General features: G+C 65.4%; 25 protein-coding genes, 1 tRNA gene and 1 pseudogene. 13 read left to right on the forward strand and 14 right to left on the reverse strand.

The window, feature by feature from the left end; translation table 11 throughout:
- Positions 1-1048: 1048 nt before the first annotated feature.
- Entirely contained in the window at positions 1049-1213 is a 165-nt protein-coding gene (locus AC6I21_RS08400) for a hypothetical protein (RefSeq protein WP_413454942.1), read from the reverse strand.
- A gap of 122 nt (positions 1214-1335) precedes the next feature.
- On the opposite strand from AC6I21_RS08400, the gene AC6I21_RS08405 reads away from it, so the two are divergent.
- From AC6I21_RS08405 to AC6I21_RS08435, 7 genes and pseudogenes are all read left to right on the forward strand, one after another.
- The gene (locus tag AC6I21_RS08405; RefSeq protein WP_497762182.1) at positions 1336-1536 is read left to right on the forward strand and encodes a hypothetical protein; all 201 of its coding nucleotides are present in this window, start codon (positions 1336-1338) and stop codon (positions 1534-1536) included.
- A gap of 89 nt (positions 1537-1625) precedes the next feature.
- Positions 1626-2774: an IS701 family transposase gene (locus AC6I21_RS08410; RefSeq protein WP_497763414.1), complete on the forward strand. Its 1149-nt coding sequence runs from the start codon at positions 1626-1628 to the stop codon at positions 2772-2774.
- A gap of 641 nt (positions 2775-3415) precedes the next feature.
- Positions 3416-3856, forward strand: coding sequence for a single-stranded DNA-binding protein (locus tag AC6I21_RS08415; RefSeq protein ID WP_497762183.1), 441 nt, complete (start codon positions 3416-3418; stop codon positions 3854-3856).
- 85 nt (positions 3857-3941) lie between these two features.
- Positions 3942-4419 (forward strand): annotated as a pseudogene (locus tag AC6I21_RS08420) (hypothetical protein).
- Positions 4420-4423: 4 nt separating this feature from the next.
- On the forward strand, positions 4424-4651 hold the full coding sequence (locus AC6I21_RS08425; RefSeq protein WP_497762184.1) for a hypothetical protein: 228 nt from the start codon (positions 4424-4426) through the stop codon (positions 4649-4651).
- A gap of 182 nt (positions 4652-4833) precedes the next feature.
- Positions 4834-5328, forward strand: a complete 495-nt coding sequence (locus AC6I21_RS08430) for a recombinase family protein (protein ID WP_497762185.1) — start codon at positions 4834-4836, stop codon at positions 5326-5328.
- The gene (locus tag AC6I21_RS08435) at positions 5304-6212 is read left to right on the forward strand and encodes a recombinase family protein (protein ID WP_497762186.1); all 909 of its coding nucleotides are present in this window, start codon (positions 5304-5306) and stop codon (positions 6210-6212) included. The genes AC6I21_RS08430 and AC6I21_RS08435 overlap by 25 nt, the downstream gene beginning before the upstream one ends.
- A gap of 2 nt (positions 6213-6214) precedes the next feature.
- Here AC6I21_RS08435 and AC6I21_RS08440 read toward each other — a convergent pair.
- From AC6I21_RS08440 to AC6I21_RS08490, 11 genes are all read right to left on the reverse strand, one after another.
- Positions 6215-6287, reverse strand: a tRNA-Ala gene (locus AC6I21_RS08440).
- A 72-nt stretch (positions 6288-6359) separates the two neighbouring features.
- Positions 6360-6740, reverse strand: a complete 381-nt coding sequence (gene rsfS / locus AC6I21_RS08445) for a ribosome silencing factor (RefSeq protein ID WP_497762187.1) — start codon at positions 6738-6740, stop codon at positions 6360-6362.
- Between the two features lie 61 nt (positions 6741-6801).
- Entirely contained in the window at positions 6802-8370 is a 1569-nt protein-coding gene (locus AC6I21_RS08450) for a hypothetical protein (RefSeq protein ID WP_497762188.1), read from the reverse strand.
- Between the two features lie 51 nt (positions 8371-8421).
- Positions 8422-9054 carry a nicotinate-nucleotide adenylyltransferase gene (gene nadD, locus AC6I21_RS08455; protein WP_279403072.1) on the reverse strand — a complete coding sequence of 211 codons (633 nt, stop codon included), beginning with the start codon at positions 9052-9054 and terminating at the stop codon, positions 8422-8424.
- Between the two features lie 6 nt (positions 9055-9060).
- A complete protein-coding gene (locus AC6I21_RS08460) occupies positions 9061-9270 on the reverse strand; it encodes a hypothetical protein (RefSeq protein ID WP_138177654.1) in 210 nt (69 codons plus the stop codon).
- Between the two features lie 96 nt (positions 9271-9366).
- Complete coding sequence (locus AC6I21_RS08465; protein WP_421013701.1) at positions 9367-10695, reverse strand: glutamate-5-semialdehyde dehydrogenase; 1329 nt, start codon at positions 10693-10695, stop codon at positions 9367-9369.
- A 22-nt stretch (positions 10696-10717) separates the two neighbouring features.
- Positions 10718-11863 (reverse strand): glutamate 5-kinase, encoded by a 1146-nt coding sequence (proB, locus tag AC6I21_RS08470; RefSeq protein WP_346922936.1) that lies wholly within the window; start codon positions 11861-11863, stop codon positions 10718-10720.
- A 50-nt stretch (positions 11864-11913) separates the two neighbouring features.
- Positions 11914-13500, reverse strand: coding sequence for a GTPase ObgE (obgE, locus tag AC6I21_RS08475; RefSeq protein WP_497762189.1), 1587 nt, complete (start codon positions 13498-13500; stop codon positions 11914-11916).
- A 132-nt stretch (positions 13501-13632) separates the two neighbouring features.
- The gene (gene rpmA, locus AC6I21_RS08480) at positions 13633-13887 is read right to left on the reverse strand and encodes a 50S ribosomal protein L27 (RefSeq protein WP_054821895.1); all 255 of its coding nucleotides are present in this window, start codon (positions 13885-13887) and stop codon (positions 13633-13635) included.
- A gap of 53 nt (positions 13888-13940) precedes the next feature.
- Positions 13941-14249, reverse strand: a complete 309-nt coding sequence (gene rplU / locus AC6I21_RS08485; RefSeq protein ID WP_138177725.1) for a 50S ribosomal protein L21 — start codon at positions 14247-14249, stop codon at positions 13941-13943.
- A gap of 224 nt (positions 14250-14473) precedes the next feature.
- The gene (locus AC6I21_RS08490; RefSeq protein ID WP_497762190.1) at positions 14474-17599 is read right to left on the reverse strand and encodes an Rne/Rng family ribonuclease; all 3126 of its coding nucleotides are present in this window, start codon (positions 17597-17599) and stop codon (positions 14474-14476) included.
- A gap of 492 nt (positions 17600-18091) precedes the next feature.
- Between AC6I21_RS08490 and AC6I21_RS08495 the strand changes: the two genes are divergently transcribed.
- From AC6I21_RS08495 to AC6I21_RS08520, 6 genes are all read left to right on the forward strand, one after another.
- Positions 18092-18712, forward strand: a complete 621-nt coding sequence (locus AC6I21_RS08495) for a vitamin K epoxide reductase family protein (protein WP_360028847.1) — start codon at positions 18092-18094, stop codon at positions 18710-18712.
- Between the two features lie 29 nt (positions 18713-18741).
- Positions 18742-19143 (forward strand): DUF2809 domain-containing protein, encoded by a 402-nt coding sequence (locus AC6I21_RS08500; RefSeq protein WP_497762191.1) that lies wholly within the window; start codon positions 18742-18744, stop codon positions 19141-19143.
- A 148-nt stretch (positions 19144-19291) separates the two neighbouring features.
- Entirely contained in the window at positions 19292-19873 is a 582-nt protein-coding gene (locus tag AC6I21_RS08505) for a GNAT family N-acetyltransferase (RefSeq protein WP_497762192.1), read from the forward strand.
- Positions 19866-20465, forward strand: a complete 600-nt coding sequence (locus tag AC6I21_RS08510) for a GNAT family N-acetyltransferase (protein ID WP_175419366.1) — start codon at positions 19866-19868, stop codon at positions 20463-20465. The genes AC6I21_RS08505 and AC6I21_RS08510 overlap by 8 nt, the downstream gene beginning before the upstream one ends.
- Positions 20466-20709: 244 nt before the next feature.
- Entirely contained in the window at positions 20710-21930 is a 1221-nt protein-coding gene (locus tag AC6I21_RS08515; RefSeq protein WP_246049485.1) for an AI-2E family transporter, read from the forward strand.
- A 210-nt stretch (positions 21931-22140) separates the two neighbouring features.
- Entirely contained in the window at positions 22141-22386 is a 246-nt protein-coding gene (locus AC6I21_RS08520; RefSeq protein ID WP_343830339.1) for a hypothetical protein, read from the forward strand.
- Positions 22387-22579: 193 nt separating this feature from the next.
- Here AC6I21_RS08520 and ndk read toward each other — a convergent pair whose 3' ends face one another.
- Positions 22580-22996 carry a nucleoside-diphosphate kinase gene (gene ndk / locus AC6I21_RS08525; protein WP_138926322.1) on the reverse strand — a complete coding sequence of 139 codons (417 nt, stop codon included), beginning with the start codon at positions 22994-22996 and terminating at the stop codon, positions 22580-22582.
- 37 nt (positions 22997-23033) lie between these two features.
- Positions 23034-23474, reverse strand: a complete 441-nt coding sequence (locus tag AC6I21_RS08530) for a DUF4233 domain-containing protein (protein ID WP_138926323.1) — start codon at positions 23472-23474, stop codon at positions 23034-23036.
- Position 23475: the final 1 nt, after the last annotated feature.

Consider the following 23475-nt stretch of genomic DNA (forward strand, 5'->3'; position numbering starts at 1 on the left):
AGCGTCAAAGGTCGCCAGATCAACAAGGTCTGGGCGTGCGTCGTGGAGTGTTTGTGAGAGCCGGATCGGTACGTTGTCGTCTCGGGTGCCGTGGAGGATCATGGTCGGCTTGGTTATGTCTGGGGCCCACGCAGTCCAGTCGAAGGAGCGGAGCGGGACGCGGCGTGGTAACCCGCCTGCGCGCCCCAGTGGTGTGATGGTGAGCCACGGAATCGAGAGGTGCCCGGCTGGTGCGGGCAGTCCGCTTCGGGCGCAGTTGGCCTTGATGACCTCGCTCCAGTTCAGGATTGGTGAGTCGAGGACGGGCGCGGCGTTTAGTCCCTCGTGGCGAGGCCGGTCGTCGAGTTGGAGTGCGACGGCGGCACGCATTGACCAGCCGAAGAGAATGATTCTTGGGGCTCTGCGTCGTACGACGTATCCGATGGCCTAGTCAACGTTAGGAGTCACGGTATCGACGAGGGTTGATCGCCCGGTGCCGACTCGCGGCCCTTCGGCGGTGTTGCGATAGCTGAGGACGAGCGAGGTGTAGCCGAGTTCGGTCGCGGCGAGGACGCCGCGGAGGGTGCCTGATCGAGTGCTGCCGAGCCCGTGGACGTGGATCGCCCACGTCGAAGGGTTGCCGTCAATGCGCCACGCCGGGCAAGGTCCAGCCGGAGTGGTGATGGTGATCTCGCGCGTACGGAGCCCGGCGTCGGCTGGTGTGGCCTAGCAGATGCCGCTTCAGGAGACACGGTCGCCGATCTTCGGGGTGAGGCCAGGTGCAGTGCCGGTGATCCCTCGCGCCACGCGAGTAGCTCCGCGATCGACGATCTCGGTGGATAGCTGGCCCAGCTTCCGTGCTCGGACCAAAGATGGTAGCTGCCAGGCGCGGTGGTTTGGTCGGTGTGGCCGAGCACGATCAGGTCATCTTTGCCGTCGTGCTCAACACCTCGATTAGTGAGGTCGAACGTGAGTGGGCCGACGGGTGTGGTGAGCCGCCGAGCGATGGCCCACCTGACCCTAGCAGCCGTTACCGCTGCGACCCCCGCACCGACGGTGATGCAGCCGATCATGCTACACGCTCGTCGATGTTGGGAACGTGCAACGTCATTGCGACGGCCATGTCGTTTCCGACGAGGTGGCGCTCGGCGCGTTCGAGTAGGTCGCGGTCGTCGGCGCCGATGTCGAAGGTGATGCTGGGGTCGATCATCGCGTCGCGGATCTCGACGATCACGCGGTGGAGGTGTCCCTTGGGGGCGTCGCTGCTGGCGGCGAGGGGGCGGCCTATTTGAGCCCGGGTCGTGCGTGTGTCGCTCGGAGCCAAAGCGGCTCCAACTGCTCCGTGAACGAGATGGTGTGCTGACGCCGGGATCGGTGCTTGGCGCCGCGCGCAGCTGGCTGGACAGCGAACCCGGCGCAGAGGAACACGAAAGTGAGGACGGACAGCGGGTCGTAGACGGCCTGAATGGCGTGCATGAGGTCGAGGTGGCCTGCAGCGTGGGCGATGTCTATGACAATTACGGCGAGGCTGAGCGTGACACCGAACGCCGATCCTAGTACTACAGTCGCGTTTATTTTCATCGCTCACGGCGGTTTAATCGGACTTCACACCAGAATCCTGTTAATCCTGTTCCGTGAGCGATGATATTTGTGTGGCAGAAATACGTGAATGGGCCCAAGGACTTGATGAAATCCGTGAATTGATCGGTAGTCAGTTCGCCCGCACCGAGCCGAGAAACAACGCGATCGGATACATCGAAGGCCTGCTGTCCGATGAGGAACGCAAGAATTCCTGGACCCTGTCCGAACGTGCCGGGCACGGCACCCACGACGGGATGCAGCGCCTGCTGTCCACCACGGACTGGGATCCCGATGCTGTCAGGGATCTACTGGCCGGCTACGTCATCAAGCATCTGGGAGACCCGGAAGGGATCCTGGCCATTGACGAGACAGGTTTCCTGAAAAAGGGCACCGCCTCGGCCGGGGTCGCCCGCCAGTACTCGGGCACCGCTGGCCGGATTGAGAACTGCCAGATCGGCGTGTTCCTCACCTACGCCACCCGGCACGGGCGCACCTTCCTGGACCGGGAACTGTACCTGCCCAAGGCCTGGATGGATGACCCGGCACGCTGCGCCAAGGCCGGGATCCCCGCAACCCGGGCCATGGCCACCAAACCGGTGCTGGCCGCCGACATGATCGAACGAGCCCTGGACGCCGGAGTCCAGGCCAAATGGGTGACCGGGGACTCGGTCTACGGGCAGCATTCAGGCCTGCGCCGCCGGCTGGAATCGCGCGGCATGCACTACGTGATGGCCGTGCCGACGAACCAGCAGGTCATCACCCCGGCACCCGCCGGTATCGGCACCCAGGGCCGGGTCGATGAGCTGGTGGCCGCGCTGGATCCGCGGGCATGGAGGGAACGAACCGCCGGAACGGGATCGAAGGGCGAACGGATCTACGCGTGGGCGAAACTGCGGATCAACGGTCCTGGCGAGGACGGGGAGCATTGGTTGCTGGCCCGCCGTTCGGTGAAGGACCCGACGGACCTGGCCTACTTCGTGTGCTACACGCCCAAGGGCATCACACTGATCGCCCTGGCCCTGGTGGCCGGGGCCCGGTGGTCGATCGAGGAAACATTCCAGACGTCCAAGGGCCAGACCGGGCTGGATCACTACCAGGTGCGCCAGTACACCGGCTGGTATCGGCATATCACCCTCTCGATGTTCGCCCACGCGTTCTTAAGGGTGGTGCGGGCTAAAAAGGGGGCTCTGATCCAGGTTCCGGGGCTTTGGTGAGGCTTTCACTGCCTGAGATCCGCCGGTTGATGTGTTTGGTTGTTTTCCCTTGGGTTCAGCACCCGGAACTGGTGCTGGACCGTTCACGGTGGAGGCGTGCGCGTCAGTTCCGGGCGCGGGAGTGTCATTTCAGGGCACGGGGGTTCACTCGCGAAACGCGACTGTAGTACTAGGGCCCGGAACCCGGCCCACGGGCACCGGGTGGCGTGCGCTGGCCGGGCCAATCGGTCAACGCATCCTGGCTGGACTCCTGCCCGCGCGCAGGCTGCGCACCGGGCCACGCACGGTGAAACGAGCGATCTCGGAGTACCAGGCCAGGGCTCATAAGCCACACGGCCCCACCCTGCCGGCCTGGCTGCGCGTGCAGATCATCGGTGCGGAAACGGGGTTGACAGCCGGGGCCGTGACTTAACTGAACGGCATTGGCACTAGGCCGCGCCGAACAAGCCCGAGTAACGACGATACGACCGCACCTGTCGACCTGCCGCACGTCCTCGTCACCGTCGCAGAAGATGGCACTCTCACCGCCGCAGTCGATGGAACACCGTTCCCGCCCCAGGACGGGACCGCGTGGACGCGGCGCACCTGTCTGACAGAGCAATCGACACACAGTTGGTCGCCCGAGTCAGGAGGAGGCCATTATGGCCATTCACACCCAGAAATCGCTGTCAGGCTTCATCGCTTCGGAGCCGCAACTCACCGAGACAGCCAAGGGAGACGCCGGATTCTTCGCACGTATCGGCAAGGAGCACTTCCGCCGCGAGGACGACGGATCGTTCACGCAGACCGAGACGACCTACCACCACTTGGTGATGTTCGGGCGTTCCGCTGAGCACGCGCACGCAAACTTCTTCAAGGGCGACAACTTCGTCGCCGAGGGTTACACCCGGCCGGTCAACTACGAGCGCAACGGCCAGGCGATCGAAGGCGAAGCTTTCGTCGCCAAGAAGATCGGCCACGACGCGGCCCGGACCCGCTACGAGGTGGACCGCACACCGCGCAACGGAGTCGGCAGAGACGCAGCGGCATACAAGCCGACGAAACGAGCAGCGACCACGGCGCACGCCCCGGTCAGCATGTGAGTTCGGGAGCCACAGCGATGAACGATCAGCATGAGATGGTGAGCCGGACGTCTTCGACGGACCGCCCCGCGTCACCAACGCGGACATGCCCGAGCCGCCTCACCCCGTGAACTGGAACCTGCTGAGGGCGCACGAGCTAGAGCAGGAATGGCTCGCGCTGAACCGGTGGGTTGACTGGCTGCGACGCACCTATGGCCTCACCGTCGCGGTGGTGCCGCCGTTCTGGCACCAGCACCCGGAGATGGTCTGGGAGCTATCGGCGTTGGCTCGCGGCCTACGATCCCGAGCAGAACGCATCCGCGCCGCTCGGCTGGCACCGCGACTTCGCCGACGCACGCGAGCGCCTTCGCTACTCAGTCACCGCCTGTGGAACTCGTGGCGATCGTGACCGCCCGACCCGGCAAGCTGCGTGGCCCGGTGAGGACCCGGCACCCGCGATCCAGGACTTCACCTTCACCAACCGGGACACCGAGTTCGTCGAGTTCGTCATCGCCCAAGTCCGCAAGCGCCAGGAGGCCGAAGACGAGTTCTACGCCAACCTGGCTGACGACGAGGGTCCGTAGACCGATGAGCCGCTATGCCAAGAAGACCGACCGTCGCCCGTACGAGGAGCGTTCGTTCTCCGTTCGGGCCGTCCACCGCGAACGCGCCGACCTGCACAAGCTCGCCGAGGTTCTCATCCGGCTGACCTTGCAGGAGACCGGCGAGAGCCGCGCGGCCCGCGCGGCCACGCGGCTACCCGACACCTACCGAGCGGTTACGGATGATCTGGCCACTTCTGAAGCCGCCCGGTAGAATGAACACTGCAAGCCGCGCAATGCGGGGTGTTGTGGCCTAAACCTGGCCGCTCGGCGGGCAACTCGCACCGAGACCATCGGGTCTCGCCCTACAGTCTTCACCGGCTGCTCTCACGATCAACACCCCTCCCACGAACAGTTGGGAGCGCGAGGGTCGAACCGCGTGAGAGTGAGCCCCCGATGACCACCATTGCCAACGATTCGGCTGCCAGCCTCATCGACCCGCCCAAGACAATGGCCGCCGCTGTGTCCTACCTGCGGGTCTCGAACCGCGAGCAGGCTGAGAAGGGCGGCACCGATGAAGGCTTCTCGATCCCAGCCCAGCGCGAAGCGACCAGGCGCAAGGCCGAACAGCTCGGCGCCGGGATCGTCGAGGAGTTTATCGACGCGGGAGCGTCAGCCAAGTCTTCCGACCGGCCCGAGCTGATGCGGATGATCCAGTACGTCAAGGCCAAAAAGGTCGCGTACTGCATCGTTCACAAGGTCGACCGGCTCGCCCTCAACCGCGCCGACGACGTGAGCATCCACCTCGCACTCCAACAGTGCGGGTCCTGCTCGTATCCGCGTCCGAGAACATCGACGAGACCCCCTCCGGGATGCTGCTGCACGGCAGCCTGCCCACGCCGAAACGCCCCGCGAAGCCGCTGGCCGTGTCCTCCATCCACCGGCTCCTGACCAACCCGTACTACAAGGGCGATGTCATCAACCGAGGCACCCGCTACAAAGGCAACCACCCGGCGCTCGTTCCTGCCGAGGTCTGGTACCAGGTCCAGTCCGTGCTCACCGCGCACCAGCGCGCCGTCGAGGCGACCCAAATCCACGGCCACTACCTCAAAGGCACCGTCCACTGCGGACAGTGCGGCTCCCGGCTCATCGTCTCCAACGTGAAGAACCGCCACGGCAACGTCTACTGCTATTTCGTGCGCTCCGGGCGGCACTCCAAGCGCACTGACAGCACGCGCCAGGCAATGCTTATCCAGGACGTCGAGAAGCTCATTGAGGACTACTACTCGCGTGTCCAGATCATGCCTGCCCAGCAAGACGCCCTGTCAGGCATCCTCCACCACGAGTTCGACCGGCTCATGGCCGCCGAAACCGAAGAACTGGAACGCCTCACCAACAACCGCGACCGGCTCGAATGCGAGCAGGACCGGCTCATGCAGGCGCACTACGCCGACGCGATCCCGCTCTCCGTGCTCAAACGTGAGCAGAACCGCATCCTCGCTGAACTCGACCAGGTGACCCGCCGCATCGACGCCCACTTTGGCGACTATGCCGAAGCCCGCGCCCACCTCGACGACGCGCTCGGCTTGCTAGGTGATTGCGCCAAAATCTACCGCAGGTGCGACGACACCAATCGGCGCCTGTGCAACCAGGCATTCTTCACCAAGGTCTTCCATCGACGAGGACAACGAGGTGCGCGTCGAGCACAACCGGACCTTCGAGATGCTTCTCGATCCGCAGGTGAACGCCAACGCTCTGACCTGGGCCGCAGACCCGAACAAGGCCCGAACCTCGACCAACGTTTCCGTTGGCAAGGGTTCGAGCCTTGTGCATAGGGTGGAGGTAAGGGGATTCGAACCCCTGACCTTCTGCATGCCATGCAGACGCGCTACCAACTGCGCCATACCCCCGAAAGGTTTGCCGCCCTCATCAGGCAACTCAATAATCATAAGTGAGTTGCCGACTCAGACGCAAATCCAGACCTAGCTTTGTTCCTGAGCAACCTCTGCCGGCAGGTCGATGACCGGGCAGTCGGCCCAGAGACGTTCCAGCGCGTAGAACACCCGGTCTTCCTGGTGCTGCACGTGCACCACGACGTCACCATAGTCCAGCAGGACCCAACGGCCCATGCCGAAGCCTTCACGACGCACCGGGCGCAGGCCAAACTTTTCCAGCAGCTTCGCCTGGATCTCGTCCACAATGGCATTGACCTGCGGCTCGGAAGATCCCGAGACGATCAGGAAGGCGTCGGTCACGCCCAGGCGGTCGGCAATATCCAATGCGACCTGGTTTTCGGCCTTCTTCTCGCTGGCGGCCAGTGCGGCAGCGTGAACAAGTGCGATGGAATCAGCGTGTGCGCCCATATAGTGGAGTGTCTCCTCGACGATGAATTAAGTCAGCTCAATTATAGTTGACGGATACAGCTTAGTTGTTGAGCATCATGATGATTCCGACAACCAATGCGATCCCGCCCACGGCCAGGGCCGCAATCATGGCCAGGAACATGTTGTTGGCGCGGCGCACACCAGCCGTCTGGGCGTCCAGGGGCTGCAGTCCCTGGGCGCTGACGGCTTCGACACGCGGCATCTGCACCGGGTCGCCCGAAGTGGCCTGGGCCGAGGTGGCCTGCTCTTCTTCCTTGGGCTTCGGCTTGGCCGCTGGCGTGGCCTTCTTCACTGCCGGCTTCTGTGCCGCAGGCTTGGGCGCGGGCTTGGCCGCTTCCTTCGCCGTAGGCTTTGCCGGGGTCTTGCCGGCCGGCTTGGCTTCAGGTTTCTTGCCGGTCTTGTCCGCCGGCTTTTTGGCCGGGGCGATCTTGCCGGTGGAATCCAGGTCCAGGGACACGCTCTCGGTCTTCGGGCTGGGCACCCCGGAACGTGAGACCTTGTCCTCAAGTTCACTGATGTTGCCCATCGCTCCGGTGAAGGGATCCGAGGCGGGAGCTTCCTGGCCGGCCTTGGCGTTCTGCTGACGCAGGCGTTCGCGTTCGGCCGCACGGCGGGAGATGATGGCGGCGCGGGCCGCCATTTCGCGCTGGTGGGCGAGAACTTCCAGATCGATGTCGTTGTCGTCATCACGCAGCAGGTTCGGGTCCACTGGCGGCGCGGGGGCGCTTTCACGGCGGGCCGCCAGAGCCTCCTCCACGCTCATGACGGTGGTTTCCGGGGAGTCCTCGTCCTTGGACGGCGTGGAATTCTTGGGCTTGACCGGTACTGGATTGGCTGCCCCGGCGTTCTCCGCCTTCTGCTGTTCGGCCAGGGCCTGCAGACGCAGCTGGCGGCGGGTCAGCGGCTTCGGGTCATCCCCGGGCTCAACGGCGGGAATGTGGTTGGTCAGCTGGGAAACTTCCTCCTGCAGCCGACGGCGCTCTCGCAGCGCTTCACGGTCCCGGGCACGTCGCAGGGACGCGCGCTCCCCCGCCGCCGTTTCACCAGATTCGCTTTCGCTCGACTGGGCGGCAGGCTTGGAGTCCCCCGCCTTGGCGTCAGTGGGCTTCCCGTTTGGGGTCTTGACATCCGCTGGCTTCGCGGCGGGCTTGGCATCCGCAGGCTTGGGAGCAGCAGATTTCGCGGCCGCTGGCTTGGTTGCGGCCGGCTTCTCGGCAGCCTTTTTTGCCGCCTCAGGCTTGGCGCTCTGCTGGGTTGCGCCGCTCTTGGCGGTGTCCTTCTTGGCCTCGGCGGCCTTGGCGGCGCCGCTCTTGTTGGCAGGCTTCTTGGGTGCCTCGTCAGCCTTGGGTGCGTTCTGCGGTGCGGGCTTTGCGCCCGAAGCGGGCTTAGAGGTGTTCGAACCGGAGGTGGAGGAAGGCTTAGGGGTCTGCTTCCCTGGGGCCGCGGCGGGGGTTCGCGGAGCCTTCTTGGAATCGGCTGCCTCTTCACGGGCTGCCTGTTCCCTGGCTTCCTGCTCGGCCTTGCTGTTGGCCAGCAGGGCCTCCATTTCCGCCCGACGCTTTTCACGCAAAGCACGCCGGCTTGAAGCCGGTTGCGTGTTATCGCTCATCCTGTCCTTCTCCCGACCGCGTAGACTTCTGCATGCACCCTTACCAAGTGATTATGCCGTGTTTTGGGTGCCACTTTCAGGCTGCGACTCGGTATAGAGCCCATATTTTGCAATGTACTGCACCACACCATCCGGCACCAAGTACCATACCGGTTTTCCCTGTCCAACGCGGGCCCGACAATCCGTGGAGGAGATCGACAGTGCCGGGATCTCCAGTTCGGAGGCGCTGGACTGTGCGACTTCCGGCATCGGGTGGCCGGGACGGGTGACCCCCACGAAGTGTGCCTGGTTCCACAGTTCGTCGGCGTTCTTCCAGCTCATGATCTGGCTCATCGCGTCGGCGCCGGTGATGAAGAACAGTTCCGCCGTGGGGCGTTCGGCCCGCAGGTCGCGTAGCGTGTCGATCGTGTATGTCGGCCCCTCGCGGTCGATGTCGACGCGGCTGACGGTGAAGCGCGGGTTGGACGCGGTGGCGATCACGGTCATCAGGTAGCGCTGCTCGGCGGGGGTGACCTTCCGGTCGGCCTTCTGCCACGGCTCACCGGTGGGAACGAACACCACTTCGTCCAGGTCGTATTCGGCAGCGACTTCGCTGGCGGCGACGAGGTGGCCGTTGTGGATGGGGTCAAAAGTACCGCCCATCACGCCGAGGCGGAATGGGCGGTGCTGTGCTGTTGAATTCACCGGGGCCTAGTGCTTGGTCTCGTGCACCTTGGTCTGGCGGTGGATGTCGTGCGGTTCCGGCTTCACCTGGTGGCGGTTGCCGACGTTGGTGTACGACATGGTGATCAGCAGGCCGACCATCAGCGCGACGAAAATGCCCACACCGATCAGCAGTGCCCAGGTCTCGCCTGAGAGGGATGAGGTGGAGGCTGCGGTAGCCAGGTTCAGCGCGTTCAACTAACTCTCCAGATATTCTTGGTGATCAACGGCCTGCCATCGATCGTTTGTGAATAGTTTGTTCTTCTACATCGTACCGAAAACAGGTTGCAGAAACTATTTGCGGATGTGCCCGTCGCCCTGCACGATCCACTTGGTGGTGGTCAGCTCCGCCAGCCCCATTGGCCCGCGGGCGTGCATCTTCTGGGTGGAGATCCCCACCTCGGCGCCCAGGCCCAGCTGCCCGCCGTCGGTGAAGCGGGTGGAGGCGTTTACGATCACCGCGGCCGAGTCGACCTCGGCCACGAAGCGTTCGGAGTTTTGCAGGCTGCTGGTGATGATGGCCTCGGTGTGCCCGGTGGAGTATTCGGCAATGTGCTCCATGGCCTCATCGATCCCGTCCACGACCTTCACCGCGATTTGCAGGTCCAGGTATTCATTGGCCCAGTCCTGCTCATCGGCCTGGACCGGGTCCAGGCCCTCGGCCAGCTCGGCGGCACGCGGGTCGGTGTGCAGGCGCACCCCGGCCTTGGACAGCTCCTCCAGCACACTGCGTCCGGCGGCCGCGTCCTGGTGGATCAGCAGCGTCTCCACGGTGTTGCACACACTCGGGCGCTGGGTTTTCGCGTTGAGCAGGATGTCCACTGCGGTGTCGGTGTCCGCCGACTCGTCGATGAAGATGTGCACATTGCCTTCACCGGTCTCGATGACCGGCACCTTGGCGGTGGTGACCACCCGCTGGATCAGTTCGCGTCCACCGCGCGGGATCAGCACGTCGATCTTGCCGCGCGCCCCCATCAGGGCATCGGCTCCGGGGCGTCCGTATTCATCCACGGAGATCACGATATCCCGCGGCAGCGAGACCTTCTCCAGGGCGTCGCGGATCAGCCCGACCAGTGCCAGGTTGGAGTTCAGGGCGGCCGAACCGCCGCGCAACAGAACCGCGTTGCCACTTTTCAGGGCCAGTCCGGCAATGTCCACGGTCACGTTCGGGCGGGCTTCGTAGATGGTGCCGACCACGCCCATGGGCACGTTGACCTGGCGCATGCGCAGCCCGTTGGGCAGGGTTTCCCCGCGCAGCACGGTGCCCACCGGGTCCGGCAGTCCGGCCAGCTCCTCCAGTGCGCCGATCAGTCCGTCGATGCGGGCATCATCCAGCTTCAGCCGGTCCAGCATGGCCGCGGAGGTGCCGTTGGCGCGCCCGACCTCCAGGTCCTTGGCGTTGGCCTGCAGGATGGAGACGCGGTTGGCGTCCAGGGTGGCACCGATCTGGCGCAGGGCGCGGTCCTTCCAGTCCCGGTTGGCGCGCGCCAGCAGGCGTGAGGCCTTCCGGGCCCGGTCGGCCAGGCGGTAGACCTGTTCGGTCACGTCCTGGCCCTGGCCGGCGGCGGCGTCGGTGGCGTGCTGGCCCTGGTCGTTGGCGGGGGTGGCGGCATGCAGACTCATGCCTCCATGATAGGAATTGGCCCTAGACCAAGGCCAGATCGTCGACATGAATCACGGCCCGTTCGTAACCTTCACCCAGCCAGGTGGCCAGCTGGCTGGTGGTGCGTCCGAGCATGGCCGGCAGCTCGTGGGAGGCGTAGTTGACCAGCCCGCGGGCCAGCACGCTGCCCTGCTCGTTGCAGACCTCCACCGCGTCCCCGGCCTCGAACTCGCCGTGCACGGCGGTGATGCCCGCGGCCAGCAGCGAGTTTTCCCCGCTGCGCACCGCCCGGGTGGCTCCGGCGTCAATGTAGAGCTTGCCCTGCGGCTTGGCCAGGTGGGCCAGCCACACGTCGCGTGCCGAACGGCGGGTGTTGCGGGCGGCGAACCAGGTGCCCACGTCCTTCCCGGCCAGTGCGTCGGCCGCGTTCTCGGCGCTGGTCACCAGCGCCGGGATGCCCGAGGAGGAGCTCATCACCGCGGCCTCGACCTTGGTGATCATCCCGCCGGTGCCCACCCCGGCCTCCCCCGGGGTGCCGAGGTTCACCGCCTCCAGTTCGCTGGGGTTCTTGATCAGGGCGATGCGCTGCCCGCCGTGGCGGGGGTGCGCGTCGTACACGGAGTCCACGTCGGAGAACAGCAGCAGCGCGTCGGCCTTGATCAGGTGGGCGACCAGGGAGGCGAGCCGGTCGTTGTCCCCGAAGCGGATTTCGTGGGTGGCCACCGTGTCGTTTTCGTTCACGATCGGCAGCACCCCCAGGTTCAGCAGCCGCACCAGCGAGCGCAGCGCGTTCGTGTAGGTTTGCCGGCGGCGCAGGTCATCGGCGGTGAGCAGCACCTGGGCGACGGTCAGCTCGTGGGCGGCGAACTCGGTGGTGTACTGGGCCAGCAGCAGGCCCTGGCCGACGGCGGCGGCCGCCTGCTGGGTGGCCAGGTCCTTGGGGCGCTTGGCCAGGCCCAGCGGGGCCAGCCCGGCGGCGACCGCACCGGAGGAAACCAGCACCACCTCGGTGCCGGCCTTCACGGTGGCGGCCAGCGCGTCCACCAGGGCGGAGAGCCGTTCGTGCGAGATCCCGCCGTCCACCGTGGTCAGCGAGGAGGAGCCGACCTTGACCACCAGCCGCTGCGCCTGCGGCAGCTGGTGGCGGGAGGTGATGGCCGACAGCGTCTTGGTGGCACGTACGCTCATGAAGGTGGTTCTTCCCCTGCCTGGTTCCTGCGGCCCGTGGCGGGCCGGTGCTAGTCTTCCTCGGTCTGCCCGGTCTCGGCCGCGGCGCGCCGGGCGTTCTTGCCCTGCACGCTTTCGGTCCAGATCCCGGCCTTGCGCTCGGCTTCCAGTTCGGCGCGGGCCGCGGCCTTGGCGGCCTTGCGTTCCTCGTGCTCGGCGCGCTTCTGTTCGCGGGTGGGACGGCTGCGGTCTTCCAGGCGCACGTCCTCGCCACGGCGCGAACCACCCAGCAGATCGGCCCCGGCGGCCATGGTCGGCTCCCAGTCAAAGACGACCGCGTTGTCCTCGGCGCCGATGACCACCGCGTCCCCGGGGCGGGCCCCGGACTTGAACAGTGCGTCCTCCACGCCCAGCCGGTTCAGCCGGTCGGCCAGGTAGCCCACGGCCTCGTCGTTGGAGAAGTCGGTCTGCAGGATCCAGCGTTCGGGTTTCTCCCCGATGACCCGCCACAGCGGTTCCAGGTTCTGCTCCTCGCGGCGGATCGTGAATTCCTGGCGGTTCACCGCGCGCGGGCGGACCACCGGCACCTCCACCACGGGGGCGGCGTGCTCCAGCTTGGCGCGCTCCTGCTCCACCAATTCAGCCATGGCGAAGGACAGTTCGCGCAATCCGTTACGCGACAGGGCCGAGACCTCGAACACCCGGTAGCCGCGCTTTTCCAGTTCGGGGCGCACGAATTCAGCCATGTCCTGCCCGTCGGGCATGTCAACCTTGTTCAGCGCCACCAGCTTGGGGCGTTCGCTAAGCGGGATGATGGTCCCGTCGGTCCCGGCATAGGAGGAGTCGACCTCGTAGGCGGCCAGTTCGGCCTCGATGACCTCCAGGTCGGTGATCGGGTCGCGCTCGGATTCCAGGGACGCGCAGTCAAGCACGTGCACGATCGCGGCGCAGCGCTCAACGTGGCGCAGGAACTCGTGACCCAGCCCCTTGCCCTCCGAGGCGCCGGGGATCAGCCCGGGCACGTCGGCCACGGTGTAGCGCACTTCACCGGCCTGCACCACGCCCAGGTTCGGCACCAGGGTGGTGAACGGATAGTCGGCGATCTTCGGACGCGCCGCGGACAGCGCGGCGATCAGCGAGGACTTGCCGGCCGAGGGGTAGCCGACCAGGGCGATGTCCGCGACGGACTTCAGCTCCAGGACCACGTCCTGCTCCTGGCCGGGGATGCCCAGCAGCGCGAAGCCCGGGGCCTTGCGCTTGTCCGAGGCGATGGCGGCGTTGCCCAGCCCGCCCTGCCCGCCGGCGGCCGCCAGGTAGCGGTCCCCCGGGTTGATCAGGTCGGCCAGGATGTCCCCGGCACGGTTCTTCACCACGGTGCCAGCCGGGACCGGCAGCACCAGGTCCACGCCCTGCTTGCCCGGGCGCAGCCCGCCCTTGCCCGGTTCGCCGTTGCTGGCCTTGCGGTGCGGCAGGTGGTGGTAGTCCAGCAGCGTGGTGACCTGTGGGGAGACTTCGAGGATGATGTCGCCGCCGTTGCCTCCGTTGCCGCCGTCGGGGCCGCCGAGGGGCTTGAATTTCTCGCGTCGGATGGACACGCACCCATGTCCGCCGTTTCCGGCGGTGGCATGCAGGGTGACGCGGTCAACGAATGAAGCCACGGGGGTTCTTCTCCTTGGTTCTGGCGGTGCAAAAGACACTCGCCATTAAGTTTAGCGAAACGCACGCAAGGGGTGGGCCGGTAATCCGACCCACCCCTTGGCGTACTAAAAAGTTTTGCCTGGTGCCTAGAACTAGGCGGCAGAAACGATGTTCACCACGCGGCGACCACGACGGGTGCCGAACTCAACCGCACCGGCGGTCAGGGCGAACAGGGTGTCGTCCTTGCCACGTCCCACACCGTTGCCCGGGTGGAAGTGGGTGCCACGCTGGCGCACGATGATCTCGCCGGCGTTGACTTCCTGGCCGCCGAAGCGCTTTACACCCAGGAACTGCGGGTTGGAGTCGCGACCATTCTTGGTCGAGCTCGCACCTTTCTTACTTGCCATAGCTTAAACCTCTTTCGCTACAAATTTTCTTGATCTCTACGATACGCCAGAAATTAGGCGATCGAGGTGACCTTGACCTTGGTCAAGGCGGCACGGAAGCCCTGGCGCTTCTTGTAACCGGTCTTGTTCTTGTACTTCTGGATGACGATCTTCGGACCGCGGAGGTTCTCAACGACCTCGGCGGTGACCTTGACCTTAGCCAGCTCGGCAGCAGCGGAAGTTACCTTCTCGCCATCCACCAGCAGCAGGGCCGGAAGCTCAATGGAGCTGCCTTCGGCAGCCTGAAGACGGTCAACGGTAATGAGGTCTCCAACGGAAACCTTTTCCTGGTGGCCGCCAGCGCGGACAATTGCGTACACCACGTGGGTACTCACTTCTACTCGACGTTTCATTGTCTTACGGCGCAGAAATCAACCCGTATTCCTTATACAGCGGAACGACCTGGGGATCTCATGCGCTTGTGCCGTGACGCCGAGCGGACAAAACCGTGATCTTGGCGTTTAGCACCGATGAACCAGATTACGCTAGGAAAGCGTGCCGGGGCAAATGAAAACCCGCCCCGGCGCGCCCTGCGTGATCAGGATCATCATTTCAGTTCGCGTACCGGAACCCCGACCCCGAGCATGACCGGCTTGGCGGCCGGCTCGGCGGGAGTTTCGCTTGGCTTACTGGACGTATCCATCTGCACCCGGTTGCCCTGGGCAGTGGCTACTTCGCTCACGACAACCTCCGCGTTCGCATCCCCCTGGGCCGAGGTGGCCCGGCGGCTGCGGCGCTTTGGCTTCGTGGAACTCTGTGGGGCGGCCGGCGCGGACGACTGCACAACCGGCTGCTGTGCGGCAGCGGACTGCGCGGCGGCCTGGGCCGGCGCCTCAATGGTGTCGGCCGGCAGGGCCAGCCCGGTCAGCAGCGGCTGCTCACTGACCGCACCGGTGGCGGACCCGGCGGGGCTGCCGGCACGGCGCGAACCGCGCTTGGTGCGTGCCGGGCGCTTGTCCTCGCCGGACTCGGCGCGCTCGGGCGCGGTCTGGGCCGGAGCCTGCTCGGTCTGCTGCCCGGCGGCGGGCTGATCGCCCTGCCCAGCCTCCTGCTGCGGCGCACCGGCAGCCTCCTGGCCGGAGTGCTGCTCGGCGGTCTCGGCGCCCTGGCCGTTGCGGGACCGCGAACGCGGGCGGCGACGCTGCTTGCGCGGCTTCTGCTCGCCGGTCTCCTCATCCCGGTCCTGGCCCGGCAGGGCGGCTTCCAGCTGCTCCAGGCTCACCGGAGCCTGGTCCTTGCCGGATTCCTGCTTGGCTTCCGCTTCCTCGGCCTCGGTCAGGTGCGAGGCGGCGGCGATGCTGGCCAGGGCGCTGCGTGCGGCCTCGCTCTTCTCGTCGCTCTCGGTTTCCTGGGCGGCCCGCTGCTCGGCGGGCTTGGTTTCCTCCTGGCCGCTGGAGCCACCGCGACGGCGCCGGGAACGGCTGGACTTGGATTCCTGGTTCTTCTTGGCGTGCGATTCACCGTGCGAGTTGTAGCTCTTGCGGTGCTCCACCGGCTCCTCGTGGGTGATCACCCCGCGTCCAGCGCAGACCTCGCAGGCCTCCCCGAAGACTTCCAACAGGCCGGTGCCCATGCGCTTGCGGGTCATCTGCACCAGACCCAGGCTGGTGACCTCGGCGACCTGGTGCTTGGTGCGGTCGCGGCCCAGGCACTCGATCAGCCGGCGCAGGACCAGGTCCCGGTTGGCCTCCAGCACCATGTCGATGAAGTCGATGACGATGATGCCGCCGATGTCGCGCAGGCGCAGCTGGCGCACGACCTCCTCGGCCGCCTCCAGGTTGTTCTTGGTGACGGTTTCCTCGAGGTTGCCGCCCGAGCCGGTGAACTTGCCGGTGTTCACGTCCACCACGGTCATCGCCTCGGTGCGGTCGATGACCAGCGAACCGCCGGAGGGCAGGAACACCTTGCGATCCAGCGCCTTGTTGATCTGCTCGTCGATGCGGTAGTGGGCGAAGATGTCCTCTTCGTTCTTCCACTGCTCCAGGCGGCCCATCAGGTCCGGGGCCACGTACATCACGTAGGCCTCGATGGTGTCCCAGGCCTGGGTGCCGGAGACGATCAGCTTGGTGAAGTCCTCGTTGAACACATCGCGCACGACCTTGATGGTCAAGTCCGGTTCGGAGTGCAGCAGTTCTGGGGCGAGGGTCTTGTTCGACTTGGACTGTTCCTCGATGCCCTCCCACTGGGCGCGCAGGCGGTTGATGTCATTCATCAACTCTTCCTCGCTGGCACCCTCGGCGGCGGTGCGCACGATGACGCCCGCGTTCTCCGGCAGGTGGTCCTTCAGGATCTTCTTCAGCCGCTGGCGCTCCACATCCGGCAGCTTGCGGGAGATGCCGGTCATTGAACCGCCGGGAACGTACACCAGGTAGCGTCCGGGCAGGGAGACCTGGCTGGTCAGGCGGGCACCCTTGTGGCCCACCGGGTCCTTGGTCACCTGCACCAGCACCGAGTCGCCGGCCTTCAGCGCGTTTTCGATGCGCCGCGGCTGGCCCTCCAGGGCTGCGACGTCCCAGTTGACTTCGCCGGCGTACAGCACGGCGTTGCGTCCGCGCCCGATATCCACGAACGCGGCCTCCATGGAGGGCAGCACGTTCTGGACCTTGCCCAGGTACACGTTGCCGATCAGGGAATCCTGCTGGGTCTTGGACACGAAGTGCTCGGCCAGCACCCCGTCCTCCAGAACACCGATCTGGATGCGGTCCTCGCGCTGGCGCACGATCATCTGGCGTTCCACCGACTCGCGGCGAGCCAGGAACTCGGCCTCGGTGATTACCTGACGGCGGCGACCGGTTTCCCGCGATTCGCGGCGGCGCTGGCGCTTGGCTTCCAGACGGGTGGAACCGCGCACCGAGGTGACCTTGTTGGAGACCGGGGTGTCCAGGCTGGCGCGCGGGGCACGTACCCGGGTGACGGTGTTCGGCGGGTCATCCTGCGAACCGCCATCCAGTTCCAGATCCACTTCCCCGCGACGGCGGCGACGCCGACGGCGTGAGGTGACCTCATCGGCGTCCTCGTCGTGGTGTTCCTCCCCGCGCTGTTCGGCTTCGGCCTGCTGCTTGGTCTTGGGGATGGCGTGGCGTACGACCGTGTGGGCCGCCTCGGGCACGGCGAAGGGATTGATCATCATGGTGCTGCCGTGCTGCGCGAGCAGGGCGCCGGTGTGGTCCTCGTTTTCCTTCGCTGCGCCGCTTTCGCTGGCTTCAGCGGCGGCATCGGTTTCGGTGGTTTCGGTCGCCCCGGTGGATTCGGCAACTGCCTCGGTGGCCGCGGTCGGTTCCTGCTGGCGGGGCGCCTTGGAGGTCTTGGGCTGGTGGGACTCTGCCGGGGCTTGCTTGCGGTCGGTGTCCTGGCCGCCCTGGGCCGCGCTGGCCTTGTCCGTGCTGGTCTCGTTGGCGCTGGCCTCGGCGTCGGCCTGGGTGGCGCGCTGGCGGCGTTCGGCCTGGCGATTCATACGTGCGGTGTCCGGGGTGGAGACCGGGGTGCGGCGGGTGACCCGTATGCGGGTGCCGGTGGGTTCCACGCCGGCGGCCGCGTTCAGTTCGGCCAGGGTCATTGCCTGGCGCAGCGGGCGGGCCGGGGTGGTGGCTACGGTCGTGCGCCGGGCACGAGTCGAACGGTTGCCACGCTTATTTCCTCCGGAACCACTCTTGCGTTCTTTTGATGCGCTCATCAGGTTCGCGTACTCCTCTAAAACATTCCAGCGCCGGCGCTTCCACAGACAGCGCAGCAGCCGAAACTCTATTCATTTATGCCATGCGGTCGGCCACGTTTCTGGCCTGTCGGGCATCAAAGTCCTCTGTAGGTCCGTCTCACCGATTTTCGCGATGCAACGTATTGCACCGTGGAAACTGGACACGGTCAACGGGTGTGCTTCAGAACCGGCCGTTTTCCTATACGGCCCTTCGATCCGCGGTATTCCCCCGGGAGGCGCACTTTCTTGGGCACTCAACCGGAGCGATGCATCGCCTGACGATCTGTCGTTCAAAGTCTCTCGTTGGGTTGAAAGCAGACTGTGGATCCACGAACAACCACCAACATTCTCTCACATTTAGCCGCATAGCGGATGATCTTCGCTATGGGAGCACACAGTAAGTGCTTTTAGGATTGGAATAACCAATGCGCAAAACCGCGCATTCCAATGAGCAAACGGACTAGGCAGAACATGAATTCAGCTGTAGAGAATCCCCCGACACCGGGCGTGTTGCCCCGGTGGGCCAAGGATCGCGGTTTTGGAATTTTTACCGTGGTGACCGGCGTGATCGCCTGGATCGCCTCCGGTGTACTGGTGCTGGATCGGCTGGCCTTGTACAAGAACCCGGACTACGTCACCAGCTGCGACATCAACCCCTGGATTTCCTGCGGCACGGTCATGAAGTCCTGGCAGGCCGAACTGCTGGGCTTCCCGAACCCGCTGCTGGGCATCGTGGGATTCGCGATCGTGATCACCGTGGGCATGGCCTTGCTGGCCGGGGCCCGCTTTGCCCGTTGGTACTGGATGGGGTTCCAGATCGGCATCACCCTGGCGATGGTGTTCATCATCTGGCTGTGGTCCCAGGCACTGTATGACATCAGCGCGCTGTGCCTGTACTGCATGGTCGTATGGGCCATGGTGATCCCGCTGTTCGTGCACACCACCGCTCGCAACGTCATCCACGGGGTGATTCCGGCCGGGGCGGGCGTGAAGAAGTTCTTCGCCGAGTGGTCGTGGGTGATTACCGTGGTCCTGCTGCTGGTCGTCGCCGCGACCGTGGTCTTGCGCTTCCCGAACGCCTTCTTCGGCTAGGGCACGACGAAAGCCTGCTGATGCGCCGCATGGCACTAACGCGTCGGGCGTGGATGGGGATCACCGCACTGCTGGTGGTCCCCATCGGCCTTTTCGCCCGCTTCCTGCCCTTGGGGCTGGCCGCCGACCTGGCTGGGGGTCTGCTCTACGCCACGCTGCTGTATGTGCTGCTCGGTATCCTCTTCCCACGCGCGGCCCGGCTGCGCCTGTTCCTGGGTTCCCTGGGGTGGTGCGTGGCCGTAGAACTGCTGCAGCTGACTCCCCTGCCCCTGCAGCTGGCCCAGTCACTGCCCATCCTGCGCCTGGTGTTGGGCACCAGCTTCGCGGTGCTGGACCTGTTCGCCTATATGGCCGGGGCCGCGCTGGCCTGGACGGTGGATGGACTCATCCGCCGGACGCGGGCCCGTGCCCAGGCGGCCCGGGAGCTCTAGCGCAGGGCTTGCCCGGGCGTGTCGCCCGTACCGCGTCCGGCTGCTGCACCGCAATTGCGCCCACTCGTGGCGGTGGGCCACCCAGCGTAAACCATGGCAAAAGTGACCCATCTGGCACACCGGGAGAAAAACCGACTAAGTTTGAGTCATGGCCCATGACAATTGGAATACGGAAACAGCCCAGGATTACGGCATCAACCTGTTGGTCTCCGACACCATCAGGCTGCGAGAGCTTCAGGAAGAAGACCTGCCAGTCCTTGCCGGCTGGTGGAACAGCCCGGAATTCATGGCGCTGCAGGGCAACATTGTCCTGCCCCACCCGCGCACCGAGGCTGCGGAGATCTTCCGGGACTGGAGTCAGAACCGGGGCACGAAGGACGGCATCGGCTTGTGCATCACCCTGCCCGACGACACGCTGGTGGGGCACACTGCGCTGTACAACTACCACGCCTCGGCCCGCTCGGCCGAGCTGATGATGATGATCGGCGGCTCCTATGTGGGCCAGGGCTACGGCACCGAGGCGACCAAGATGATCGTGGATTTCGGGTTCCGCGAAATGGGCCTGAACCGCATCGGGTTGAGCATCTGGGAGTACAACGAGCGGGCGCTGCGCACCTTCACCAAGGCGGGTTTCCGTGAGGAGGGCCGGGCACGGCAGGCCGGGTTCCACAACGGCGAATTCCACGACAAGATCCTGCTCAGTCAGCTGGCCGACGAGTACTTTGGCTAGACCCGCCGCAGACTTCGGCGCCGCGGCAACCGGCGCGAGGCCTGACCGGGTTCGTCTGCGCGAACTGCGTGCGGAGGACCTGCAGCCGTTGTCGTGCTGGTGGAATGACCCGGCAACCATGGTGCACCAGACGAACCTGGTGCTGCCCCAGCCGATGAAGGGCCTTTACCGGGTTTGGCAGGTCTGGAGCCAGAACCGGCCGACTTCCCGCGAAGCCGGTTTCAGCATTGAGCTGGTCGGCGGGCCGCTGATCGGGCACGCGACGCTCTACGGCGGGAACACCCCGGCCCGGGCGGCCGAGTTCGCGATCATCCTCGGCCCGGATTTCCGGGGACAGGGCCTGGGGGCGCAGGCCACCGCGCTGATGCTGCGCCATGGCTTCCACCAGCTGGGGCTGAACCGCATCCACCTGGGGGTGTACGAGTACAACCAGCGCGCCCAACGCACCTACACCAGGCTGGGTTTTCGCCCCGAGGGCCGCCAACGGGCCGCCGTTTTTCATGATGGCCGGTTCCACGACCGGATCCTGATGGGCCTGCTGGCCAGCGAGTACCCCGCCTCCCCCGCCGCGGGGCTGGCAGCAACCCGCTGAGGGCGGGAACCAAGCAGTGACGGACAGTTGAATTAACTCATCCTTTTGGACGTGTCTCCCGCGCTTCGGCGACCGCTAGCCTATTGTTTAATTGATCAATCCCCCTGACGTAGGAGCAAGAATGGCGTTCTTCCGCAAGGCTGCATCCTCAAAAAACAGGCCACCGACACAGCAAGTGGTGGTCGCGGCAGAAGCACCGGTTCGTGAGCGGCCGGAGTTCACGGTTCAGGGATTGTGGACCGACATGCTCGGCCGGTTGGGGATCCGCTGCCTGCAGATCCTGATTGTGGGACTGGTCGCCGGCTTCGTCATCATTGGCATGCTGCGCCTGACCATGATCGTGATCCCGACGCTGATCGCGCTGATCCTCTCCTGCGCCCTGTGGCCGCTGGTCACCAAGCTGCGCAAGCACCTGTCCCCGATGCTGTCCGCCTGGGTCGTCTTCCTCGGGTCGCTGCTGGTTCTTGGCGGGATCGGCACCGGCCTGGTCTTCTCGGTCATGCGCGAATGGAACACCCTGGTCAACCAGGCCGCGGAGGGCTTTAACCAGCTCAACGACCTGGTGCAACAGTTCATCGGGGACATGCCGTTCACGGTGGACCAAGGCCAGATCGATGAGGCGGTGGACACCGTCACCTCGTTCATCACCAGCTCCCAGTTCGGCGCCGGAGCCCTGAACACCATCACTGCCGCCGGCAGCTTTGTCACCGGCAGCATCCTGCTGATGGTCATCCTGTTCTTCTTCCTCAAGGACGGGGACCGGATCTGGGCGTTCTTCATTTCCTGGACCCCGAAGCACTACCGCCACAAGTGGATCACCTCCGGTGATCGGGCGCTGCACACCTTCGGCGGCTACATCCGCGGCACCGCGATCATCGCAGCCGTGGATGCCATCGGCGTGACCGCCACCCTGCTGGTGCTGCAGGTGCCGCTGGCCCTGCCGCTGGGCGTGGTGGTCTTCCTCGGCGCGTTCATCCCCATGGTCGGCGCAACCGTGGCCGGCATCCTGGCCACCCTGGTCGGCCTGGTCACCAGCGGCCCGCTGGTTGCCCTGGTGGTGCTTGCCGCGGTGATCATCGTGAACCAGCTAGAGGGCAACTTCCTACAGCCGGTGGTCATGGCCCAGGCGCTGAACCTGCATGCCCTGGTGATCTTGATGGCCCTGACCGCCGGCACCGTGCTGGGCGGAATCGTCGGCGCCGTGCTGGCCGTGCCGCTCTCCGCCGTGGCCTGGGGAATCATCAAGGTGTGGACCGAGCGCGAGAACATGGACGCGGTCGCCGCCGCCAAGGCGCAGATCAAGATCGAGGCCGAGATCCGTGCCGAGGACAAGGCTTTGGAAAAGCTGAAGAAGAAGGAGAAGGTCGACGAGGTCAAGCAGGACGTGGACGAGATGGCAGATGAGATCATCGCCAACTCGGAAGAACACTCCGACAAGGCCCAACGTCCAGACACGGAGCAGTAGGTCGCAACACCGCAAAGCGTCATCAAGGGCAACGTCGTTGACCGGGTGAACCTCAAGTGTGTTTAATGTGAATTAAGTTAAAATTGTGACTCCGTCCTCGGCTTCTCGCGCTTTCGCCGCCGGCACCCGCGGGCAGCCAGGACAAGATCCGGGTCACAGCGAAACTCATGTGCCTTCGAAAGTTGGATGCGAAGGCAGGAAGGTAGCCTCATGCTGAACGTCAGTTCCTCAGAAGGGCCAGAAAATCCCAGAACCCTTACCGCCGCGGCCCGTGATTCACGCGCCGTCCATTCCGCGGGTGAAGGCGGCGGCGGTCAGCTGCTGACCGAGAACGGGTTTGCCGCCTCAGCGGCGGCCAAGGGCGGAAGCGCGGACAGCGGCTGGTTGGATGAGCCCGCGAGCGGCTACCTGCAGAACGCGGGCCGCACCAACGACACGCTCGGCGGCTGGCTCTAGAGCACGAACCACCCGAATCAAGCCCCAGGGGCTGCGGCATGCGCCGTGGGCTCCTGGGGCTTGTTTGTATCCGGGACGGGCCCTTGCCGGCGTGAGCGGCGCGGGAACGCAAAACGCCCGGGTGCTGCCTCCAATGGGAGGCAGCACCCGGGCGTGATCGACGGCGGAGCTTCGCCGAGTTAGTCCGTGACGGCTAGTTGCCGAACCAGATGCTGATCTCACGCTCGGCGGATTCGGGCGAGTCCGAGCCGTGCACCAGGTTCTGCTGCACCTTCACGCCCCAGTCGCGGCCGAAGTCGCCGCGGATGGTGCCCGGGGCGGCGGTGGTCGGGTCGGTGGCGCCGGCCAGCGAACGGAAGCCCGGGATCACACCGTGGCCCTCGGCCACGATCGCCACGACCGGCCCGGAGAGCATGAACTCCACCAGCGGCTCGTAGAACGGCTTGCCCTCGTGCTCGGCGTAGTGCGCGGCCAGCATCTCGCGGGTGGCCTGCAGCTGCTGCAGCTTGGCGATGGTGTAGCCCTTGGCTTCGATGCGGGCCAGGATCTGTCCGGTCAGCCCACGCTTGACGCCATCGGGCTTGACCAGGATCAGGGTGCGGTCAGACATGTAAATACCTCTTGTCTTCGACGAAATTGATACTTACCTAGGATTCTACCGGTGGGTTGTTGCGTTCCCATTCGGCCTGCTCGGCTTCCCGGCGCTTGTTCTCCACGTCCATCTGCCCACCCTTGTACAGGGCATACCACCAGCAGGCGGCGAACGCGGCGCCGATGTAGAACATGTCGGCCAGCACGAAACCGCACAGGATGAACATCAGCTGGATGATCCAGCCCATGACGATTCCGAACGGCTTGCGCAGGAAGGCGCAGGTGATGATGCACAGCGCGATCATCACCGCTCCCCCGCCCAAGATGAGCCCCGGGGCAACCTCAGAGCGCTTCAGCCCCAGGGTGGCCAGGGTGAAGAACAGCGCCACGAACGCCTCCAGGGACAGCACCGAGGAGGCCAACATGATTTTCAGCGAGCGCGGCTTCTTGCGCATGCCCGGGCGCCATTCGCGCTGGGCCTTGGTCAGACGTGCCATG

The organism is Glutamicibacter sp. St.4D3 (genome assembly GCF_059728615.1).

What these genes read in the sequence shown, in the direction of transcription:
- AC6I21_RS08415 (WP_497762183.1), top strand. Translation starts at nt 3,416, where the DNA reads ATGGCCATTCACACCCAGAAATCGCTGTCAGGCTTCATCGCTTCGGAG.
- AC6I21_RS08425 (WP_497762184.1), top strand. Translation starts at nt 4,424, where the DNA reads ATGAGCCGCTATGCCAAGAAGACCGACCGTCGCCCGTACGAGGAGCGT.
- AC6I21_RS08430 (WP_497762185.1), top strand. Translation starts at nt 4,834, where the DNA reads ATGACCACCATTGCCAACGATTCGGCTGCCAGCCTCATCGACCCGCCC.
- rsfS (WP_497762187.1), bottom strand. Translation starts at nt 6,740, where the DNA reads ATGGGCGCACACGCTGATTCCATCGCACTTGTTCACGCTGCCGCACTG.
- AC6I21_RS08450 (WP_497762188.1), bottom strand. Translation starts at nt 8,370, where the DNA reads ATGAGCGATAACACGCAACCGGCTTCAAGCCGGCGTGCTTTGCGTGAA.
- AC6I21_RS08465 (WP_421013701.1), bottom strand. Translation starts at nt 10,695, where the DNA reads ATGAGTCTGCATGCCGCCACCCCCGCCAACGACCAGGGCCAGCACGCC.
- proB (WP_346922936.1), bottom strand. Translation starts at nt 11,863, where the DNA reads ATGAGCGTACGTGCCACCAAGACGCTGTCGGCCATCACCTCCCGCCAC.
- rpmA (WP_054821895.1), bottom strand. Translation starts at nt 13,887, where the DNA reads ATGGCAAGTAAGAAAGGTGCGAGCTCGACCAAGAATGGTCGCGACTCC.
- AC6I21_RS08490 (WP_497762190.1), bottom strand. Translation starts at nt 17,599, where the DNA reads ATGAGCGCATCAAAAGAACGCAAGAGTGGTTCCGGAGGAAATAAGCGT.
- AC6I21_RS08495 (WP_360028847.1), top strand. Translation starts at nt 18,092, where the DNA reads ATGAATTCAGCTGTAGAGAATCCCCCGACACCGGGCGTGTTGCCCCGG.
- AC6I21_RS08500 (WP_497762191.1), top strand. Translation starts at nt 18,742, where the DNA reads ATGGCACTAACGCGTCGGGCGTGGATGGGGATCACCGCACTGCTGGTG.
- AC6I21_RS08505 (WP_497762192.1), top strand. Translation starts at nt 19,292, where the DNA reads ATGGCCCATGACAATTGGAATACGGAAACAGCCCAGGATTACGGCATC.
- AC6I21_RS08515 (WP_246049485.1), top strand. Translation starts at nt 20,710, where the DNA reads ATGCTCGGCCGGTTGGGGATCCGCTGCCTGCAGATCCTGATTGTGGGA.
- AC6I21_RS08520 (WP_343830339.1), top strand. Translation starts at nt 22,141, where the DNA reads ATGCTGAACGTCAGTTCCTCAGAAGGGCCAGAAAATCCCAGAACCCTT.
- ndk (WP_138926322.1), bottom strand. Translation starts at nt 22,996, where the DNA reads ATGTCTGACCGCACCCTGATCCTGGTCAAGCCCGATGGCGTCAAGCGT.
- AC6I21_RS08530 (WP_138926323.1), bottom strand. Translation starts at nt 23,474, where the DNA reads ATGGCACGTCTGACCAAGGCCCAGCGCGAATGGCGCCCGGGCATGCGC.